Origin of the sequence: [Mycoplasma] gypis, assembly GCF_016924775.1 — a bacterium.
In the GTDB taxonomy this organism is placed as follows: domain Bacteria; phylum Bacillota_I; class Bacilli_A; order Mycoplasmatales; family Metamycoplasmataceae; genus Metamycoplasma; species Metamycoplasma gypis.
Genome location: NZ_JAFFTD010000001.1, coordinates 145,437 through 166,574 on the forward strand (window position 1 = coordinate 145,437; position 21,138 = coordinate 166,574).

General features: G+C 28.7%; 21 protein-coding genes. 13 read left to right on the forward strand and 8 right to left on the reverse strand.

Features of this window, described 5'->3' with window-relative positions:
* Positions 1 to 15: 15 nt before the first annotated feature.
* The 3 genes from rpmE to rpoE form a co-directional block, all read right to left on the reverse strand.
* The gene (gene rpmE, locus JV175_RS00685; RefSeq protein WP_205498328.1) at positions 16 to 225 is read right to left on the reverse strand and encodes a 50S ribosomal protein L31; all 210 of its coding nucleotides are present in this window, start codon (positions 223 to 225) and stop codon (positions 16 to 18) included.
* A gap of 174 nt (positions 226 to 399) precedes the next feature.
* On the reverse strand, positions 400 to 987 hold the full coding sequence (locus tag JV175_RS00690; protein WP_205498330.1) for a thermonuclease family protein: 588 nt from the start codon (positions 985 to 987) through the stop codon (positions 400 to 402).
* 83 nt (positions 988 to 1,070) lie between these two features.
* Positions 1,071 to 1,346, reverse strand: coding sequence for a DNA-directed RNA polymerase subunit delta (gene rpoE / locus JV175_RS00695; RefSeq protein ID WP_240337558.1), 276 nt, complete (start codon positions 1,344 to 1,346; stop codon positions 1,071 to 1,073).
* Positions 1,347 to 1,797: 451 nt separating this feature from the next.
* On the opposite strand from rpoE, the gene arcA reads away from it, so the two are divergent.
* From arcA to JV175_RS00720, 5 genes are all read left to right on the forward strand, one after another.
* Positions 1,798 to 3,018 carry an arginine deiminase gene (arcA, locus tag JV175_RS00700; RefSeq protein ID WP_205498332.1) on the forward strand — a complete coding sequence of 407 codons (1,221 nt, stop codon included), beginning with the start codon at positions 1,798 to 1,800 and terminating at the stop codon, positions 3,016 to 3,018.
* Positions 3,019 to 3,175: 157 nt separating this feature from the next.
* On the forward strand, positions 3,176 to 4,951 hold the full coding sequence (locus tag JV175_RS00705) for an APC family permease (protein ID WP_205498334.1): 1,776 nt from the start codon (positions 3,176 to 3,178) through the stop codon (positions 4,949 to 4,951).
* 166 nt (positions 4,952 to 5,117) lie between these two features.
* Positions 5,118 to 6,164 (forward strand): ornithine carbamoyltransferase, encoded by a 1,047-nt coding sequence (argF, locus tag JV175_RS00710; protein ID WP_205498336.1) that lies wholly within the window; start codon positions 5,118 to 5,120, stop codon positions 6,162 to 6,164.
* Positions 6,165 to 6,166: 2 nt separating this feature from the next.
* Positions 6,167 to 7,102: a carbamate kinase gene (gene arcC / locus JV175_RS00715; RefSeq protein WP_205498338.1), complete on the forward strand. Its 936-nt coding sequence runs from the start codon at positions 6,167 to 6,169 to the stop codon at positions 7,100 to 7,102.
* Positions 7,103 to 7,223: 121 nt separating this feature from the next.
* Positions 7,224 to 8,234, forward strand: a complete 1,011-nt coding sequence (locus JV175_RS00720) for a DUF6892 domain-containing protein (RefSeq protein WP_205498340.1) — start codon at positions 7,224 to 7,226, stop codon at positions 8,232 to 8,234.
* 274 nt (positions 8,235 to 8,508) lie between these two features.
* On the opposite strand, the gene JV175_RS00725 is transcribed toward JV175_RS00720, so the two are convergent.
* The 5 genes from JV175_RS00725 to rpsT all read right to left on the reverse strand — a co-directional run bounded on the left by JV175_RS00725 (position 8,509) and on the right by rpsT (position 12,551).
* The gene (locus JV175_RS00725; protein ID WP_205498342.1) at positions 8,509 to 9,789 is read right to left on the reverse strand and encodes an HNH endonuclease signature motif containing protein; all 1,281 of its coding nucleotides are present in this window, start codon (positions 9,787 to 9,789) and stop codon (positions 8,509 to 8,511) included.
* A 1-nt stretch (position 9,790) separates the two neighbouring features.
* Positions 9,791 to 10,459, reverse strand: a complete 669-nt coding sequence (locus tag JV175_RS00730; protein WP_205498344.1) for a methyltransferase — start codon at positions 10,457 to 10,459, stop codon at positions 9,791 to 9,793.
* Between the two features lie 16 nt (positions 10,460 to 10,475).
* Entirely contained in the window at positions 10,476 to 11,564 is a 1,089-nt protein-coding gene (locus JV175_RS00735; protein ID WP_205498346.1) for a zinc-binding metallopeptidase family protein, read from the reverse strand.
* A gap of 41 nt (positions 11,565 to 11,605) precedes the next feature.
* The gene (locus JV175_RS00740) at positions 11,606 to 12,154 is read right to left on the reverse strand and encodes an inorganic diphosphatase (protein ID WP_205498348.1); all 549 of its coding nucleotides are present in this window, start codon (positions 12,152 to 12,154) and stop codon (positions 11,606 to 11,608) included.
* A 124-nt stretch (positions 12,155 to 12,278) separates the two neighbouring features.
* The gene (gene rpsT, locus JV175_RS00745) at positions 12,279 to 12,551 is read right to left on the reverse strand and encodes a 30S ribosomal protein S20 (protein ID WP_205498350.1); all 273 of its coding nucleotides are present in this window, start codon (positions 12,549 to 12,551) and stop codon (positions 12,279 to 12,281) included.
* A gap of 79 nt (positions 12,552 to 12,630) precedes the next feature.
* On the opposite strand from rpsT, the gene JV175_RS00750 reads away from it, so the two are divergent.
* From JV175_RS00750 to JV175_RS00785, 8 genes are all read left to right on the forward strand, one after another.
* Positions 12,631 to 13,437, forward strand: a complete 807-nt coding sequence (locus JV175_RS00750) for a M48 metallopeptidase family protein (protein WP_205498352.1) — start codon at positions 12,631 to 12,633, stop codon at positions 13,435 to 13,437.
* Between the two features lie 3 nt (positions 13,438 to 13,440).
* Entirely contained in the window at positions 13,441 to 14,154 is a 714-nt protein-coding gene (locus JV175_RS00755; protein ID WP_205498354.1) for a nuclease-related domain-containing protein, read from the forward strand.
* A 144-nt stretch (positions 14,155 to 14,298) separates the two neighbouring features.
* Positions 14,299 to 14,808 carry a hypothetical protein gene (locus JV175_RS00760; RefSeq protein ID WP_205498356.1) on the forward strand — a complete coding sequence of 170 codons (510 nt, stop codon included), beginning with the start codon at positions 14,299 to 14,301 and terminating at the stop codon, positions 14,806 to 14,808.
* A gap of 76 nt (positions 14,809 to 14,884) precedes the next feature.
* Complete coding sequence (locus tag JV175_RS04170; RefSeq protein WP_205498358.1) at positions 14,885 to 16,099, forward strand: replication-associated recombination protein A; 1,215 nt, start codon at positions 14,885 to 14,887, stop codon at positions 16,097 to 16,099.
* On the forward strand, positions 16,089 to 17,033 hold the full coding sequence (gene pheS, locus JV175_RS00770; protein ID WP_205498360.1) for a phenylalanine--tRNA ligase subunit alpha: 945 nt from the start codon (positions 16,089 to 16,091) through the stop codon (positions 17,031 to 17,033). The genes JV175_RS04170 and pheS overlap by 11 nt, the downstream gene beginning before the upstream one ends.
* A 10-nt stretch (positions 17,034 to 17,043) precedes the next feature.
* On the forward strand, positions 17,044 to 19,212 hold the full coding sequence (locus JV175_RS00775; protein ID WP_205498362.1) for a phenylalanine--tRNA ligase subunit beta: 2,169 nt from the start codon (positions 17,044 to 17,046) through the stop codon (positions 19,210 to 19,212).
* Positions 19,213 to 19,277: 65 nt separating this feature from the next.
* Complete coding sequence (recA, locus tag JV175_RS00780; protein WP_205498364.1) at positions 19,278 to 20,270, forward strand: recombinase RecA; 993 nt, start codon at positions 19,278 to 19,280, stop codon at positions 20,268 to 20,270.
* 46 nt (positions 20,271 to 20,316) lie between these two features.
* On the forward strand, positions 20,317 to 21,126 hold the full coding sequence (locus JV175_RS00785) for a TIGR00282 family metallophosphoesterase (RefSeq protein WP_205498366.1): 810 nt from the start codon (positions 20,317 to 20,319) through the stop codon (positions 21,124 to 21,126).
* Positions 21,127 to 21,138 lie beyond the last annotated feature (12 nt).

The following is a 21,138-nucleotide window of genomic DNA, read 5'->3' on the forward strand; positions in this document are numbered from 1 at the left end:
CGATTAGCTCGCTTATTATTTTGCTTGTTTTCCGAATCTTCGGTTGAATTTTTCAACTTGACCTGTAGCTTTAGCACTGGTACGGTTTCCTGTATAGAAGGCATGACAACTTGAGCAAACATCTAGAGAGATTTTACTTGCAGTTGTTCCGAATTCGTGTTCTGCACCACATGATGAGCAAGTTACTTTAATTGATTGATATTGTGGATGGATATCTTTTTTCATAATTCTGTTGCTCCTTATTGTTGTTATTTGCAAAAATATTTTATCATAAAAATAATTTTTTTCAATAATTACCCGTAGCAGAGTTAAAAAACTGCTAAGAATAAAAATAATTATACCTAATATTTATAAAATATGGTAATGAATAAATCCTTATTTTTAAGCATATTTACTTAGTTAATGATGTTTTGGGAATATTATTGCGACATTTTGAAGATTTCAAAAACCTCTTTTATTAACTCTTGCTTCTAATTGGGCATTTTGAAGTAAAAGGTAAAAATCAACATCTTTTGTATAGTAGATATTTTTGGGGTTTAAAGAAATGTAGTATTGTAATGCTAGACCATTTTTTACAAGTTCAACATTAAGCATTTTTTGTCTTTTATCGTCAAGATAAATTTTGGCAAGCGATCGACCATATTTATCTTGTTTTAAATCTGTATCAACAAAAAATACAAAATTATTTTCTTTTAGCCGTTGAAGGGTAAAATTTTTGGCTTTAGTTGCAAAGTTTTTTTCAATTCCAGTAGTTTCAATTCAAGTGTCATTAACTTTTTTTCTTGACTCAGGAGTGTCAATACCTAAAAAGCGGTACATAACATTGTTTTCATCAAGAATTGTGTCGCCATCAATTACGTTTTGTAATTTTCTTTGTACTAAATGACTTTGCTCATTATTTTTACAACTTTGCGCACTTAAAAAAACCGGACTAATCGCCAAGCTTCCTATTAATAATAGTTTTAAGAATCTAAAATATTTTTTCATTAATTCAATTTTAGTTTTAAAAAAACATATTTTAATAAAAATGAAACAAAAATGGGAATAAAAAAATCAAGCATATCGCTTGATTAATTATTTGAAATTTCTGTTGGGCGATTATTTGTTCATCTACCATCAGCTAAACGGAAGAAACCACCATCAATTGTTAGTAATTTATATAGTTCTCCACGTTTGTTTTGATATAGTAAGTCTAAATCGTAATCTTCGGGTTTTGAATTTTTTCAATCTTCGTCGAAACGATCTCTTACGTAATTAAAGATTTCTTCAAATGTAAGCTTATCTTTATGTAATGCATCAAATGATTGTAGTGACACTGAAAGCATTGTTTCATTTAGATTTTTCATAAAATGCTCCTTTTTCATATTTAGCTATTCTATTATTTTAAAACAAAATCAATTTAGGATCTTAAAAAAGTCAAACTATATTAATTAGAATTATTAAATAAATATATTAAGAAAGAATGAGAAAAGTTTTTTAAATGAAGAGAAAAAAGATTTATATTTAATTAGAGAAAAATCAAAGACTTTTTTATCCTTTAAAATTGAATGTTTTCCATAAAGTTTTATAATATAAAATGTATAAAAGAACATGTTAAAAAAATGAATTCTTTTTATTTTTATAATCGCTTTTTGGTTTTTATAGACATTGTATTAAAACAGTCAAATAAAAACATAATTATTCTAACATAAAAAAATATAAAAGCAAGAAAAAAATGAAAATTCATTAAATGTCTCTCTTTATACAAACAAATAATATTAATTTTTAAACCAATAAATATATATTGAAAGGCAAAAAATGTCAGTATTTAATGAAAAATTCAACGGTATTCACGTTTACAGTGAAGTCGGAGAATTAGAATCAGTTTTAGTACACAAACCAGGTCGAGAAATCGATTATATTACACCAGCTAGATTAGATGAACTTTTATTCTCAGCTGTTTTAGAAAACAACGATGCTCGTAAAGAACACGAAGGATTCACAAAATCACTAAAAGATTTAGGTATTAATGTTGTAGAACTAACAGACTTAGTTACAGAAACATATGACCTAGCTTCAAAAGAAGAACAAGAAAAATTAGTTGAAGACTTTATTGAAGATTCTTCTCCTGTATTATCAGAAGAACACAAAGCTCTTGTTAGAAAATTCTTAAAATCATTACCAACAAGACAAATGGTTGAATACATGATGTCAGGAATTACAAAATATGATTTAGGAATTGAATCAGAATCAGAATTGATCGTTGACCCAATGCCTAATTTATACTTTACAAGAGATCCATTTGCATCAGTAGGTAACGGGGTAACAATTCACTATATGCGTTACAAAGTACGTCAAAGAGAAACATTATTCGCATTATTTGTATTTAAAAACCACCCAAAACTTGCAAAAACACCAGTTTACTATGAACCATCTCTAAAATTATCAATTGAAGGTGGAGACGTATTCGTATATAACGAAAAAACATTAGTTGTTGGGGTTTCAGAAAGAACAGACCTTGAAACAATTACATTATTAGCAAAAAATATCAAAGCTAATAAAGAATGTAAATTCGAACGTATCGTTGCAGTAAACGTTCCAAAATGAACAAATTTAATGCACCTAGATACATGATTAACAATGCTAGATACAGATAAATTCTTATACTCACCAATTTTATTAGACGTATTAAAATTCTGAGATTACGATCTTAAAGAAGAAAACCCACAACCTAAACCAAATGACGCTTCACTATCAGATTTATTAGAATCAATCATTGGTAAAAAACCAATTTTAATTCCAATCGCTGGAGAAGGTGCAACACACATGGAAATTGAACGTGAAACACACTTCGATGGAACAAACTACTTAGCAGTTAAACCAGGAGTTGTTGTTGGATATTCACGTAACGAAAAAACAAACGCAGCTTTAGCTAAAGCAGGAATTAAAGTTCTTCCATTCCACGGAAACCAATTATCACTAGGAATGGGAAATGCACGTTGTATGTCAATGCCTTTATCACGTAAAGACGTTAAATAACAACAAAAATTAATATATTTGTATTTGTAAACTATCTTTTATGTAAAAATTCCTAAAAAAACACTTAAAAAAACATTTTTAAAATAAAACTAGGAGTAAAATTTTAATAAGTAATAGTTAAACTATTACACAAAAATACATTTTAGAAAGGAAAAGTATGTCTGAAGAACAATTAGTAGTAACATCTGACAAAAAGAAAAAAATTACTTTCTTTTCAGCTATTTTAATTGTTATCGGTTCATCAGTCGGAGCAGGAATTTTCCTACGTTCATCAGGTGTTCTTGAAGAATCTCAAGGTAACATCTTTTGATCAATTTTCGCTTGATTATTAGCCGCATTTGCTGTTGTTACAATGGCAATAGCTCTAGTCGAAGTTGCTTCAGGTCGTAATGACAACTTAGGTATGATTGGTTGAAACAAAGCTTTCAACGGATTATATATCTATAAAGCATGTAAATGATTTATGACTTTCTTATATCTACCATTTACATACTACTTCATGCCACTTTACGTTATTATCCAAATGCAAGATGCTGCAAGTGGATTCCATGACGGAGCAGGTAATTTAATTAATAACGGTCTTGGAAACAAAGACTGAATCATTATGATGGTGTTAGCAATTGGAATCTCATTATGATTCTTCCTAACATCAGGACTAAGCTCATACGCAGGAAACATTCAAAACTGAGTAGTTACAGTAGTTAAATTTATTCCTTTAATTGCTGTTGTTATTCTAGGAATGTTATTTGCAGGACAAACACTTTCAGAAACACCAGATGGTAGCTCTGTTAGTGTTGGTAAACAAATGACTCAAATCACATGATGAAATAAAGAATCAACAAGTTTAGCAACATTATCACCTATTTTTGGTATCTTTACATCTATGGCTGCTATCTTCTTTGCATATGATGGATTCTATGTAACAGCTGGAGTTCAATCAGAAATGGCAGAACCTAAAAAAACACCTCTTGCTTTAATCATTGGATTATCAACAGTTACAGCTATTTACTTAATCGTTGCTGTATCTATGACAGTAGGAGCCGCAAAAGGTGGATTCTACGGATTCGCTGATTTATTATCAGGAGCAAAAGCCGGATGATTATTCGGATTAATTAACATGTGTATTTCAATTGGTATTCTTGGAATTATCAATGGATTTACAATGTGAGCAACAAGATTCGTTGAAGACTTAATCAAAGAAGGAGAACTTTGAGTTCCATTAAAAGCATATAAATACATGCAAAACTCAAAAGCTCCAGTTGTTGGAATGGTATTTTCAATGATTCTAACATTACCAGTTGTTTTATTATTCAACGTTGTTGGATCATTAGCTTACTTCCCAGGTGGTTATGATGGTCTATATGGATCACATGAATTCAACTCAAACTTAAACTTTGCAGATTTAATGGCAAACTGAATGGCAGTTATTGCATTCGCATTCATCGTTATGTCAATTATTGGAGCAATCAAAAACAGAAAACAACACTTCATTAAAGTTGAAGAAGGAAAACACACAATTTGAGCTGGAATTACAGGATCTGTATTAGTTGCTTTAGCATTAGTAATTTATGCTTTAAACCCTTATGTTTCATTAGGATTAATTAAATCACAACAAGATGCTCAACAAGCAGCTTTAGCAGCAATGCAACCAGGTGCTCAATACATCACACCAGATCAATGAAATGAAGTTAACGATAAAATAGAATCATTAAATTACGAATTTATCGGAAGACTTGTAACATCAATCTTATTACCAGTGTTTGCAATCTTCATGTTCGCAATGGTTCCAGTTGAAAAACTAATCGTTTACAAAAAACAAAGAAAATACGAAATGTTATTATCAGAAAACATTGATGCTGAACAAAAACAAAAATTATTAGAACTTCAAGCATTTAACAACGCAAGAATTCAATCATTTGTTACAGCTCGTTAATATTTGTTACTAGGAGTATATAATACTCCTAGTTTTTTATATTTTTTTAGTCATTTTAATTGTCGAAGCTTACAAAAGTAGTAAAATAAAAGATATTTATATATTCTTTATAAATATGTTAAAAATTCATTTATTTATATTACAAATTAAAAACAAGGAGCAAAAAATGCCTATGAATTTAAAAGGTCGTAGTTTAGATACAGCTCTAAACTTAACAACCGACCAAGTTAACTATGTTTTAGATTTATCAATCGACTTAAAAAAATCAAAACAACAAGGACTACACGTTAACTCACGTCCTTTAACAGGAAAAAATATTGTTATTTTATTCCAAAAAGACTCAACAAGAACACGTTGTGCTTTCGAAGTTGCAGCAGCTGATTTAGGAGCAAGTTGTACATACATCGGGCCTTCAGGTTCAAACTTCGGTAAAAAAGAATCAGTTGAAGATACAGCTATGGTTCTAGGACAAATGTATGATGGAATTGAATTCCGTGGATTCAAACAATCAGATGTTGATGCATTAGTTAAATACTCAGGAGTTCCGGTTTGAAATGGACTAACAGATGCAGAACACCCAACACAAATGTTTGCAGACTACATGACAATGAAAGAATTCAAAGGAGACTTAAAAGGTAAAAAACTTGTTTTTGCAGGAGACATCAAAAACAACGTTGCTCGTTCATTAATGATCGGTGCTGCTTTCTTTGGAGTAAACATCGTTTTATGTGGACCAAAAGCACAATGAGATATCGTTAAAAACGGAGCTGATGGACACAAAGAAGTTTATGACAAATGTCAAGAACTATTTGCACGTAATGGTGGATCAGTTTCATTCAGCGACAATAAATTAGAAGCTGCTAAAGATGCTGATGCAATTTACACAGACGTTTGAGTATCACTAGGAGAAGACTTCTCATTATTTGAATCACGTATTCAAGAATTAGGAGCGTTCCAAGTTGACATGGATATGATTAAAGCTGCTAAAGAAGATGTTATCTTCCTACACTGCTTACCAGCATTCCACGATGACCACACATTATTCTCATCAGAAATTAAAGCTCAATTAGGAGCAAAATACCCAGTAGTTGCTACAGGAGCAATGGAAGTAACTGACGAAGTATTCCAATCAAAATACAACAAATCAATTCAACAAGCTGGAAACAGAATGCACACAATTAAAGCTATCATTCTAGCTACATTAGGATACTAATTATGGCAAGAATCGTTATTGCATTAGGTGGAAATGCTTTAGGTAATAACCCAGCAGAACAAAAAGAATTAGTAAAAATTCCTGCTAAAAAAATTGCTGACTTAGTTAAAGCTGGACACCAAGTAATTATTGGACACGGAAATGGTCCACAAGTTGGGATGATTTTCAATGGATTTGTTTCAGCAAATTCAGTTAACGCTAAATCACCTTTAATTCCTTTACCAGAATCAGGAGCAATGTCACAAGGTTACATTGGATACCACATGGTAAATGCTATTACTAATGAATTTACAAAACAAGGTGTTGAAGGACACGAACCTCTATATATTCTTACCCAAACACTAGTTGATGCTAAAGACCCAGCTTTTAAAAATCCAACAAAACCAATCGGTCCTTTCTATGAATCAGAGGCTGCTGCTAAAGAAGCAAACCCAGGATCTGTAATTAAAGAGGATGCTGGACGTGGATTTAGAAAAGTTGTTGCTTCTCCATTACCAATTAACTTCGTTGGATTTAGCAAAATGCAAAAAGCTATTGAATCAGGAGCTACAGTTATTGTTGGTGGTGGTGGGGGAATTCCTACAATCACACACGAAGATGGTTCAATCGAAGGTGTTGATGGAGTTATTGATAAAGATTTCGCACTTGCAAAATTAGCTTCACTTGCTAAAGCTGACTACTTCGTTGTTTTAACAGCTATTGATAACGTTATGGTAAATTACAACAAACCAGATCAAAAAGCTTTAACACACGTAAATAAAGCTCAATTAGAAGAATACATTGAACAAAAACAATTTGCACCAGGAAGTATGCTTCCAAAAGTACAAGCTGCTATTAAATTCGTTGAAGAAGGTGGGAAAGCTGCCTTTATCGGTGATTTAAAAGATTTAGAAGATATTATCAACGAAAAAACTGGTACAAAAATTACTTTAAACTAATATTTAACTTAAAACCAAGGCGAGCCCTTGGTTTTTAATTGCTTTTTATTGAATTTATTATAAAACATTTATTTTACTAAATGTGAAATTGAAACGGTAATATAATTAAAAAAAGGTTATTATGTCAATTTTAAAGAACAAAGAATCTAATTATAAATTTGAAATATTCGAAGATAAATTAATAATTAATCAAAATGCTCTAAATTTACCTGCTTCAGTTTTAGAAATTGAAGATATTTTTGGTAAACCATCAAGAATTATTAAAATAAATGATCAATATACAAAATATATTTATGATAAATTAGGTATTGTTTTTATGGCGGAATTAGGTATTGACAATTATTTCAAAAACCTTGGACATTGTATTGATAAAGATCACAATATAAGAATTATGTATTTATATTTTGGTAAAAAAGTTCAACCCAGAATTGATGAAAATAAGCAAGAATTGCCAACAAAACCATGTTGTTTTGACTTAATTCTTAATGGTCAAAAAAATGCCTTGGATTTTAAGGACTCAGAAGTAATGAATCAGCTAGTAAAAATCAAATATATTGGAAACTTTTATTGTACTATTTGGCCAAATATTAATAATAGTAAAGAAGAAATTGAAGACGTTGAATGTCCTTTATCTATAGTTTTTTCTCTTCCTATTAAAAATGAAAATGAACAGAAAAAGAATGTTTATAAAATTAATAAAAATACTGAGAATATTTTACATTTTGAAAATTTGAATTTTAAATTAGCTGTAATTCAAGTTCTAATGTATGAATTAAAAGTTCTTGAACCTTATTTTGATATTTATGATTTTGCTAATCAATATACAGGTAAAGAAATCGATACTGAAAGTGAAAAAATTATTCGTCCTGCTCTTAATTTTTTTAAAAAGCTTCCAATTCCAAAAGAATTAGCTAGCGAAGTAAAAGAAATTTATATGGACGGAGGCAATGAAATATATGCAAATATTATCCCGCTTTGAGATGGCGAAAGTGATGTATTTGATGTAAATGATTTAAATATATCCGAACTGCAACAATTTCCAAATTTAAAAAAGATTACGTTAATGACAAATAATTATGAAAACATTAAAGAAAAATTAAAGGAATTAGAAATCGAAATTGACAGACTTTAAACTTCTAAAAAGTAAATTATTTTTTTTATTGTTGATATATGTATTTTAATAATACTTGTTAGCAAAATTTTTAAACAAACAAATATAAAAAAAGAACTTTAAGCAAGAACACAAGAAGACACATTAAATTATCGAATTTTTCATTCTTGTTTATGCATACATGATTATTTTTATTTTTTAACCGTAATATTACTCTAAAGATATTTATTGATTCATAAAATAAAAACACACTCCTTTCGGAATATGTCTACAAATTTTTCTGCGTCTCGTGAGTTTATATATTGTTTTTTGTTCTTATTGTGTGTTTTTGCACACAATAAACAAAGTTTTTTTCTTTATTTTTTAAAAAACTCTTATTTTTTAGTGTTTTTTGAATATAAGTAGCAATATCCTTATTTTTTTCATAAAACATTTTTGACACTTTGAAATTCATTTCTTTTAAATCAAAAAAAATTGAACCATTTTCAAATTCTCTATCATGATTAGGGCAAAGCAAAAAACCATTATTGCCAGAATTAATTATTTCAGTATTTAAAATAACATTAATATTTTGATTTATTTCACTTTCTATATCAGCAACTCTGTGAATGTGTGATTTTATTAAATTATTATAATTAGGGTAATCACAAGCAAAACAGCTTAAACAATTCTTAACACCATATTTTTCGATAATATTTTTTAGAAAAAGGGCTTGATTTCTTAAGGTTTTTCTTTCTTTAGTGTAATTAATATTATCAAAGTCTGCATTTTTTCAATGTCCATTTAATAAAATTTCAAAATCATAAGTTTTTAATAAGTCAGTCAACTTGTTGATTAATTTCTTATTTTCTGTATTTAAAATTATTATTTTTTCATAGTTTTCTTTATTTAAAGTATCTCATAATAAATTTGTAATTAAGATATCTAAATAAGTCCTTGCAAAGTTAGCGCCATCTATTTTAGAATAAAAATATATTGTTTTATTATAGGAATTCACAGTTATATACGAAGGGCTATTATTTTTATTTTTTAAAATATTTTTGATTTTGGTATTTTGAAACAAGTGAAAATTAGAAATCTGATTATTTGATTCTTGTAAAGAATTTTGATTTAGTTTACTATGCAAAATATCATTAATTGATTTGTTAATATTTAAACCTAAAACTTTAGAAGAAATTAGTATATAAAGAATAATTGTCTTAGCAAACTTTATGTTTTCAAAAGCTGTATCTAATGGATTTAGCGAAACAAAAAAATATTTATATTTATCTTTTAATTTTATATAAAGAGATACAAAATTTTGTTCAAAAAAAGTGTTACGTGATTTTGGTGTATTTGTTTTAAAATCCATTGCTTGTGTAAAATAAACAACAGATTGTCCTAAACATATGCCTTGGAATTTTTCATTGCTAATTTTTCATAAAATATTTTCATATTTTTCATTTAATAATATTTTATCTTCGTTGAGTCTTAGGAAAATCATTTTTAAAATGTCATCTTTAGTATAATTTCAATTACGATTTTTAGTTTCCTTTTGCAAAGCATTTATTAAACTTTGCGATATAACTATATTCATTTTAACTAAATTCCTTGTTTATTTTTTTATAATTTATACCTTCTCAAACTTGTATATCTTTTTTTAATAAATCATTACAGATTCACATACTTGCAAAAGAAGGTCTTTGTAAGTTTTGTATATCGTAATTTATATGATCTTTGGTAAAACACATTCTTCGTTTTAAATGCACATATTGAACTCTTTTTAACGATTGAAGTTCATTGCAAAACTTTTCGCTATTTAGTGCTTGAATTCCGAAAATTAAAGCAAATTTTTTGTTTTGCCCTAATTGAATAATTCTTTCAATTAGTTTATGTTTATTTCTAAAAGGTGGATTAGAAACAATTATGTCTCATTTTTCATTTGGTACATATTCATAAAAGTCTTGTCCATACAATATATGAGAATAGATAACTTTATATCCATTTTTTTTAAATGCTTTTACAAAATTAGATGTTTCTAAATCAAAAGGACATCAAACAACTCAATCTTTTGGTATTTTTGCATTTTGAATAAAAAATTCTACATCTTCGTAGGTTGTATATCATTCGTCATCATTTGCATATCTAAACGCTTTTGTAATGTCGTTTTTTTGTCTAGACTTTTTTGTTTCTATTTGTTCATTTAAATATTTAGTGACATTTTGAATTGAATATTCTTCATCGTTAATTTTTATTTTTTCCTTCATAAAAACCTTTCCTATCTTATTTATAAGCTAATTTTTCTTGATAGCTTTGGGCTGAAAGTTCTTTTAAAAATTCAGTAATTAAATCCCCAGCAGCCATTAAATCGTTAATGTCACAAACACCAATTGGTGAGTGAAGATATCTTTGTGGTAGTGAAATTGTAATTGTTGCAACTCCACCTTTTCCAAATTGAAGTTCTGCTGCATCTGTGCCACCCCCAGCAGCAACAAATTTATAAGCTTTGATATTTTTGTCACGGCTAAGTTGTGCTAATCATTCTACTAAACCAGGATCCATCATAGTTCCACGATCATAAACTCTTAAAGCGGCTCCAGCACTTAATTTAGTATTACCAGGAATAATTCCATAAGTATCGTGAGCGGTTGTTGTATCTAGTGCGATTGCAACATTTGGTTCAATTAGACTAACGCTAGCTTTTGCTCCACGTGTTCCAACTTCTTCTTGAACACTACCCACAAGGTATAAATCACAGTCTAAATCAATGTCATTTACTGCATGAGCAATGTATTCTAGAGTAGTAACACCGGCACGGTTATCCATTGCTTTACCGCCGATCAAATCAGGGTTTGCAAAGTTAATGGTTTCACCTGACATATAAACTCTATCACCAACTTCAACACCGTTATCATGAGCATCTTGTTCACTGATAAATCCGAAATCGGCAAATATTTGGTTATTTGTCATTGCATTTTTTACTTGATCATTGGTCATGACATGGATTGAAGTGTGACCAAATACTCCAGTAAAACTTTTATTGTCTTTATTTATTACTAGTGTTGCTTTAGTTCCGATTGCTACACTTGGTCAAATTCCTCCAATTGGAGCTAATAATAATTGACCACTTTTATCAATAATTCTTACAATATATCCAACTTCGTCCATGTGAGCTGAAATCATAATTTTTGGTGCATTAGGTTTTGATGATTTTTTAAACATGATTAGTGAACCTAAACCATCGCGACTAAAGCTGAAATTTGAATTTTTTAGATTGTTTTTTAACTGATTTACAACTGGTTCTTCATAACGACTCATGGCATTTATTTCCATGTAGCTTATCAGTAATTTTTTAAATTCTTCTTTTGTCATCATTACTCCTTAATAATAAAAATCAGTACTAATGTACTGAATTATAAGTATTTTTCTGGATGTTCTTTTTTCATTTTTTCAATGAATTCATCTTTATCCATTGAACCATATTTATTCATTAATTCAACACATTCATTGTATTCTTTTTCTGCTCATTGAATGTCTTCGAATCCAGTAACTTTAGTAACACCTTCACCTTTGAAGTTTTTGTATGTACTAAAGAAATTTTTTACGCTTTGTAATCACATTTGATCAACATCCTCAAGTGATTTAATGTGGTCTAAACGATAGTCGTCAGCGTGAACTGCAATTAGTTTTGTGTCTGTTTCACCAGCATCGATCATTTTCATTGCTCCAACAACTCTTGCTTCTAATGAAACTCCTGGCATAAATTGCTCTTGTGAGTAAACTAAAACGTCTAATTCATCTCCATCTCAGTCTAATGCTTCAGCAATGTATCCATAGTTTGCAGGATATTTAAAATCACCTCTTAAAATTCTATCAACTGCAATTTTTCCTGTTTTACGATTATATTCGTATTTAATTGAACTTCCTTTTTGGATTTCGATATTTACTGTAATATTTTTCATATTTAATATTTTACCATTAAACCCTAAAAAAGACTGATAACGGAAATTAAAACACTAAAAATTTAATGATTTTTTATTTTATTAAAAAGTAATAAAAAAAGACCAACTTTGGTCTTTTTGAAAATTATTGTGCTTGAGCTTGAGCTTTAGCAACGAAAGCATCTAAACGAGCAGCTTTACGTGATCCATTGTTTTTGTGTAGAACACCTTTTGAAACAGCTTTATCAATTTCGTGGTGAGCATTTTTTAATAATTCAGCAACTTGTGCATCACCATTTGTAGCAGCGATTTTAGTTTTTTTAATAGCTGTACGTACTCTTGATTTAATTGCAGCGTTTCTTACTCTAGCTTTTTCGTTTGAGATAATCGCTTTCATTTTTGATTTAATATTTGCCATTTGCATCTCCTCGTTTATTTGATAAAAAAAATTATACTAGAAAATTCGTTTTTTCCAATTAAAAATATAAAATAAGTATATGAATTTATCAAGCTTAAAAAAGTTTACTCTTACCATCGAAAATTATAACATCGATATTTACGTTTTTGAAAATAAACAAAAAAGTGTTCGTTTGAAGCTAATTGATGGTAATTGAATTTTGTTTAAGCCAAGTAAAATAAAATTGGATGATGTTAAAAATTCAGCGTATGAATTCATAATCAAAAACAAAAAACGAATTTTAATTCAAGATTTTCAATCAAAACAATTACTTTCACCGCCAAATGAAATTAAAAAATATATTTTTGGCAACATAATAAGTTTTTATTTTGTTTTTGATGATTGTCTTTTTTTGTGGAATCAGATTACTAACCAAAAAGAATTTCTGACAAATTCTAAAAATTTAAAAAAACTTCAAAAACTTGATGTTAACAATGGTTTATATATAGAAAGAATTCTTAATTCAAAATTAAATAATGATATTAATATTCAAAAAATGACAAAAAATATTGAAAAGTATCAAAAACAAGTTCTTCTTAATTATGTTATTAAACGTCAAGAAGAACTAAAAAGCCTAATGGGTTTAGATGTTGAAATTAAAGAAACCAAAATAACAAAGGCAAATGGATATTTTGGCAAAAATATTCGTTCAAAACAAGCAATTTGATATAGTTTACAATTGCTAAGTTATAGTAAAGAAATTATTGATTATGTAATAGTTCATGAGCTTGCACATTTTATTGAGTTCAATCATAGTGCCAAATTTTATAAAATCATTGCAAAAGTAATACCTAATTATAAAGAAGTATTATATTATTTAAAAAATGGGATTTTTAATAAGGAGTAAATCATGATAACTTTATATGAATTAAATTCAGCAACAAGCGAAGCAACTTCAGAAGCGATTAGAAAAACAATTAAAGGTGGTTTAATTGCTTCGATGACAATGCTTTTAATTATTTTTATTGCTTTAATTGTCTTTTGAATTTATAAAAAACGTAAAAACCGTTCATTAGGAAGAGGTTCAGATTTTGAAAATGAAGTAGCAAGAAGAATTGAAAATTGATCAGCAAAACAAAATTTCTTTTTTTTCGGTCCTTCAATTTATAAATATGAAAAAAATATGTTTGAAGTAGATGGGTTGCTTTTATCTTCACGCGGATTAATTGTCATTGAAGTAAAATCAAGAAACGGTGATATTGAAGGTGATTATGAGTTAGCAACATGATGAAAAATAAATGGCCCTTCACGTTATGAACAACCAAATCACTTAAGACAAAACGATAAACATATAGCACATTTTAAAAAAATTCTTGGTGATAAAATTGACATGTATTCATTTTTAATCTACGAAGATTTTAACAATCAAATCAATATCAAAAATGTTCCAGACTGAGCTGTTGTTTTTAAAGAAAATGAATTTGAAGAAAAAATGACTTATTTTAAAGAAGCAGTATTTGAAAAATACAGTGAAAAAGAAATTGCTGAGATTTATGAAAAAATTAAAAAGTCTTCAACAAATTCAGTAAAGGATAGACTGAAATTTAACTCATATTTTAAATAATAATTATTAAACAAGCACCCAAAAAGACTGAATCAGTAAAAAAACAGTCTTTTTGGGTGCTTTATCAGTTATTTTTTTAAAAAATGTGATAAACTTTTATAAAAATATTTCAAAAAAGCAAATATTTTATATGAAAGGAAAGACATGGCAGTAAAAACAAGATTTTACATCATCGAAAAACGTGATGAAAACGAAAATTTAACATGACAATTAAAAAGAGCTAAACAAGATAATTACTACACATTTGATAATTTCTCAGATAGTTTAAAAAAATTCATTTCAATCGCTGAAACACTAGAAGGGGATTCAAGAGTTTGATTCCACCAAAATGGAGCATTCCGTGGAAGCATGGGATACCAAGCAGCATTGCAAAGTGTTAAAGAACTTGAAGAAAACAATGTTGAATCACACAAAGCAACAGATTATTTAATTGAAAAAAACTTAATTGAAGCAAGTGCTTCATCATCTAAAGATGAAGAAAAAACTCAAGAAGTGGAACAAACAGAAGAACTTGTAGCAGTTGAAGAAAATCCAGCAGCACAAGTTGTGATTTCTGAAAAACTTCCAAAATCATTCTACTTACTAGTAAGTTTCCTAATTTTACTAATTATTGTATGTATCGTTTTAGTAGCAATTGGTTTATCAAGAATGTAATTTAATAATAAATGCCATTTGGCATTTTTTTATTGCTTTTTTTAATATAATTATTTATATTAAATTGAAGGAAAACATGGATTTAGCTATAGATTTACGACCACGACAACTAAATGATTTTATTTGTAGTTCAAAACAAAAAGATCTTTTTGAGCGCATTATTAAAAATCAAGATTTAAGATCATTTATTTTTTATGGATCGCCAGGCAGTGGTAAAACAACAATAAGTTTTATTTTAGCAAATTCCTTAAACCAAAAATTTGATTATTTTAATGCTGCAGTAGATAATAAACAAAGCTTGATTGAAAAAATCGCAAATAACAAAATTTTAATCATTGATGAAATTCACCGTTTAAACAAAGACAAGCAAGATATTTTATTGCCACATCTTGAATCAAAAGAAATAACAATTTATGCAACAACCACCGAAAATCCCTTTTTTAAAGTCAATCCCGCATTACGTTCACGTTGCAACATCATTGAAATTTTTAAGCCTACACTGATTGAGATGAGTGAATATTTACAAAAAATTAACGAAGAAAATAATTTTTTTGTTGTTGAAAACAAAAAAGTATATGAGTTTATTGCTAAGTATTCAAATCTTGATTTTAGAATTGCTTTAAATAATTTGGATTTATTATCTAAAAATTATCGAAACGAAAAAATTGATCCTGAAAATATTCGTGATATTTTACCAGGATTTAATATTTCTATTGATCAAGATGGTGATGAATTTTATAACTATTTAAGTGCTTTTCATAAATCATTAAGAGGTAGTGACGTTGATGCGGCTTTATACTGAGGCTTTTTACTATATCAATCACAAAATTTTGATGCCATGTTTCGACGGATGATTTGTGCAAGCTACGAAGATGTTGGTCTTGCAAATCCTTATCTTGCAACTTTTGTGCATAATGCAATTAGTGATTTTGAAAGATTGGGTTTTGCTGAAGGCTATTTGCCAATTGCTTTTGCGATTATAAATATTGCTTTAAGCCCAAAATCTAACAGCGTTTATAATGCACACAATCAAGTAATGCAAGCAATTCAAGATGGCAACAATTTTGAAGTGCCCAATCATCTAAAAGATGCACATTATAAATCGGCTCAAAAATTAGGTCGGGGTGTTGATTATGTATATCCACACAATTTTAAAAACAACTGATATCAACAGCAATATTTACCAGACCAAATTAAAAATACACATTTTTTTGAGTATGGAAAAAACTCATACGAACAGAAAATTTTAAATTACTGACAAAAAATTAAAGGAGAAAAGAATGAAATTTAATTTAGATTTAATCAAAAATTTAGAAGATTTAAAACAATTAAAAGCTAAGTTTAATGGACCTGAGTCTGAACTTGCAAAGTTAATGAGTGAAATTAAAACAGCAACTAAAGAACAAAAAGCTATTATCGGACAAAAAATTAAAGATTTAAAACAACAAGCTGAAGACTTTTTTGAACAAGCAAAACAAAAAATTGAAAAAATTGAAATTGAAAACAAAATTGCAAGCGAATGAGTTGACGTTAGTGAACCCGTTATCAAACAAGGTGGAATTCACCCAATTAACTTAATTATTAAAAGAATGCAAGAGTGATTTAATTCAAATGGATATTTTGAAATCAAAGCTAGTGAAATTGAAACTGATGAATACAATTTTGAAAGATTAAATATTTTAAAATCACACCCAGCAAGAGATATGCAAGATTCTTTATTTATTGATGAAAATTTATTGTTAAGAACTCATAATACTGGAATTAGTGCGCGTGCATTAGAAAAACACAAAAATCAAGCATTTAGCCAGTATGCAATCGGTAAAGTTTATCGTAATGACGAAGAAGATATGACTCACTCACATCAATTCACCCAATTAGATTTTGTTTCAGTAGGACACACAAGTTTTGGAAATTTAATGTGAACTTTAAAAAGCTTACTTTCATATGTTCTTGAAGAAGAAGTTGAAATTCGTTTAAGACCTTCATATTTTCCATTTACTGAACCAAGTGTTGAAGTTGATATTTTCTATAAAAACCGTTGAATTGAAGTTTTAGGTGCTGGTATGTTACATGAAAACGTTTTAAAAATGGCAGGATACACAAATGATATGAATGGTTTTGCAGCAGGAATTGGAATTGAAAGAATTGCAATGATTAAATATTCAATTAATGACATCCGTGAATTTTATGCAAATGATGAAAGATTTTTAAAACAATTTAGATAGGAGTAAAAGAATGTTATTTTCATATTTAAAATTAAAAAAACTTGCTAATTTAGACAAAAGCGTCACTGTTGAAGATATTGTTAAGGCAATTAATTCAATCGGTTTTGAAGTTGAAGGCTACGAAAAATTCAGTGATTTAGATGGAATTAAATTTGGAAAAGTTTTAAAAACTTATAAAAATCCTAATGCTGACCGTTTAACTGTTTGTGAAATTCAATTTGCTGATCAAAATCGTGTTATTCAAACAAATGCAACTAACGTTAAAGAAGGACATTATTTAATGGCCTTTGTTCCAGGTTCACGTTCAAAAAACATAACTTTTGGTGCTAAAGAAATGAAGGGTATTGTTAGTGAAGGAATGTTGGTTAGTCTTGAAGAAATTGGTTTTAATTTAGATTATGTAACTAGTCAAAATATGTGAAACGATGGTATTTTTGTTTTTGATCAAGAAGTTGACTTAACTTTAAATCCAATTGATTTCTTTGAACTTGATGATTACATAATTGATGTATCAATTCTTTCCAATCGTGCTGATGCAAATTCATATTTAATCATGGCTCGTGAATTGGCTGCTTATTTCTTGAGCCAAATTACCGAAATCACTGCAAAACCAAACGAAGAATTTCGCAGTGATTTCAAGATTGCTAGTTTAGAAAATACTCACTACTTTACTTTAAGAGAAGCTAAAACAAGTGATATTAATATAGATATTCGTGACCAATTATTTTTAATGAAAAACAATGTAAAAACAATTTCAAAACCAGTTGATTTATCTAACTTGGTACTTCTTTATGCTGGTGTGCCTACTCATGCTTATGATGTTAATAAATTAGCTTCAAAATCATTTGAAGTTCAAAATTACACAGGACAAGTAGAGCTTTTAGGTAAAAACGTTGTTAATCTTGACAAAGCACTTTGTGTTGTAAATGAAAAACCAGTCTCAGTTGCTGCTGTTATGGGGTTAGAAAATTCAAGTTGCTCTGAAAACACTGAAAATATCATCTTTGAAATCGCTTCATTTAATATCAAATCAGTACGTGAAGCTAAAAAACAAGTTAAACTTGAGACTGCTTCAGCTTCAAGAGCATCGAAGGAAATTTCGCTAGGTTCAATTCATTTAGCACACAAATATCTAGCTTCAAAATTATTAAAAGCAAGTCAAATTATTAATTTAGTCGCTACTGAAGAAAAATCTTTTGATTTTGATAATAAATATCTTGATAACTACGCTGGTTTTGAAATTACAGCTACTGAAAAATACCAACAAGTGCTAAAACAATTAGCAATTTTGGGCATTAAAATCCAAAACCAAAAAGTAGTTGTTCCTTCTTATCGTTATGATCTAAATTCTATGCAAGATTTTGTTGAAGAGGTTTTTAGATTTTATGGATATGATAACTTTGTTGCCATTCAGCCAGAAATTAAACAAATAGAAAATATTACTTATAAAGATTACAATTCTTTATTGAAAGCTGCTAAATATCAAAATGTGCGTACTTTTAGTTTAACAAGTCCTAAAAATAATATTTTTGATCCTTTCGCATTCAAGAAAGCAATTAAATTACAGACATTTGCTTCAAACGAAAGAACCGAATTGCGTTTTTCAATGGCTTATGCATTTTGAGAAATTTTAGATTTTAATGCGAAAAGAAAAATTGAAAAAATGTCAATTTTTGAAGTAGGAATGATTCATGATAAAGAAAATGTTTTAGCGCTTGCTTCAAATCAAAAATCATTTAACGAATTAAAAGAAGATATTGTTAATCTTTTAGATTGTGAGGTTGAATTTAAACGTGCTTTTGATTCGCGATTTCATCCAAATGTTGCGGCTTGAATTTTTAAAGCCGATAAAAAAATTGGATATCTTGCGAAAATCCATCCTGAAATTATTAATAGCGATGCAATTTTTGCCGAAATATTTTTAGATGAAGATTCTGCAAAACCAAAAGCATTTGCAAATTACAAACACGATCCTTTAAAATCAAGAGACATTACAATTACTTTAAAAGATAATCAAGATGTTGATGAAATTTTAGAAAAAACTAAGAATCTTAAAGGAATCTATCAAGTTAAAGTTATTGATAAATATTATAAAAACAATGGTGAAGTTAATGTAACCTTCAATTTCTTAGTGGAAGACTGAGCAATTAAAAAATTAGAAAGCGTTTTTGGTGTTTAACCACGCTTTTTTAATATTTTTTAAATTCGAGCGTAAAAATCTTACTTAAGATAGTAGGAGGAACAATGGAAGAAAAAAAATTAAATAGTATTCTTTCTTCAACATTAAAAGAAATTGAAAAAAAATTTGGAAAAGAAGCTATTATGCTATTAGGCAATAAACCTGATACTGAATATGAGACATTTTCAAGTGGTTCTATCGCCATTGACAATGCTCTAGGAATAAATGGATGACCGAAAGGAAGAGTGATTGAAATTTTCGGTCCAGAAAGCAGCGGAAAAACAACGCTTTCATTGCATGCGATTGCTGAGGTGCAAAAACAAGACGGGATTGCAGCATTTATTGATGCCGAACATTCGATTGACACAGCTTATGCAAAGGCGCTTGGTGTCGACATTTCGAATTTGATTTTATCGCAACCAGATAGTGGTGAACAAGCATTAGAAATTGCTGATATGTTAATAAAAACAGGATCAGTTGATTTAATTGTTGTTGATTCAGTTGCGGCACTGGTTCCTGAAGCTGAATTAAATGGAGAAATGAAGGATCAAACTATTGGTTCTCAAGCTCGGCTAATGTCAAAAGCTTTAAGAAAAATTACAGCCTCGCTTGCAAAACACAAAACAACAATTATTTTCATTAATCAAATTCGGGAAAAAGTTGGAATTATCTTTGGAAATCCGGAAACGACGCCAGGTGGTAAAGCCTTAAAATTCTATTCATCAATTAGGGCTGAAGTAAGAAAAGTTCAAAATATTACCGAAAATAATGAAATTAGTGGAAATTTAATTAAGGTAAAAATTGTTAAAAATAAACTTTCAGCACCTTATAAAGTTGCTAATGTAGAGATTGTTTTTGGTTACGGAATTGATAAAATAACAGAAATAATTGATTTGGCAGAACAAAATAAAATTTTGGATAAAAAAGCCTCATGATATGCATATAAAGGCGAAAATATAGCCCAAGGAAGAACAAAATTAAGAGAGTATTTAATTAAAAACGAAAATATTTACGAAGAAATTAAAAATCAAGTTATTGAAATTCAAAAAAGCAAATAATATTATTTATAAAATTGTGAATTGTTTTATAATCTTATAATATATTATGAGTACTATAGACAACGAAATAAATGTTTTATTTTTTGGTGATATTTTTGGTGATCCGGGAATCGAATTTGTAACCAAAAAAATTAATGATTTAAAAAAAGAATATAATATTGATTTTTGCATTGCTCAAGCCGAAAACGTTTCGGGAAGAAAAGGGTTTCGCCCTGAAGAATATAAAAAATTAAAATCAATCGGAATCGATGTCTTTACATTAGGTAATCATGTTTGAGCAAAAAGTGAAATTATTGACATAATTGAAAACAATGATGTTATTCGCCCATCAAATATTGAAAACCATTATCCAGGACATGGTTATGCTGAGTTTGAAGTAAAAAATCAAAAAATTGGTGTTTGTTCTTTAATGGGTAGACAATTTAATACATTATTGATGCCTTGAAAAGAAGAACAGGCTAATTGTTTTTTTGATGAATTTGATAATTTATATCAACAAAACAATCCGGTTTACTTTATTGTTGATTTTCATGGCGAAACAACAAGTGAAAAAAATGTTTTTTCACTATATGTTGATGGAAAAGCCAGTGCAGTTTTAGGGACACATACACATGTACAAACTAATGATGCACGAATTTTACCGAATGGAACTTATTATTGTACTGATGTCGGAATGTGTGGTCCTTCAAATGCTGCAATTGGGGCCAATTACACAGAAGTATACGAAAAAATGCGTTACAATGCACGAGTACCATTTCAAGTTAGTCCCAACAAATGTCAAATAAATGCAATTGTTTTTAAACTAACAAAAAACAAGGATAATCGTTTTATTAAATTAATTAATATCAACGAATAAAAAAGTTAATGG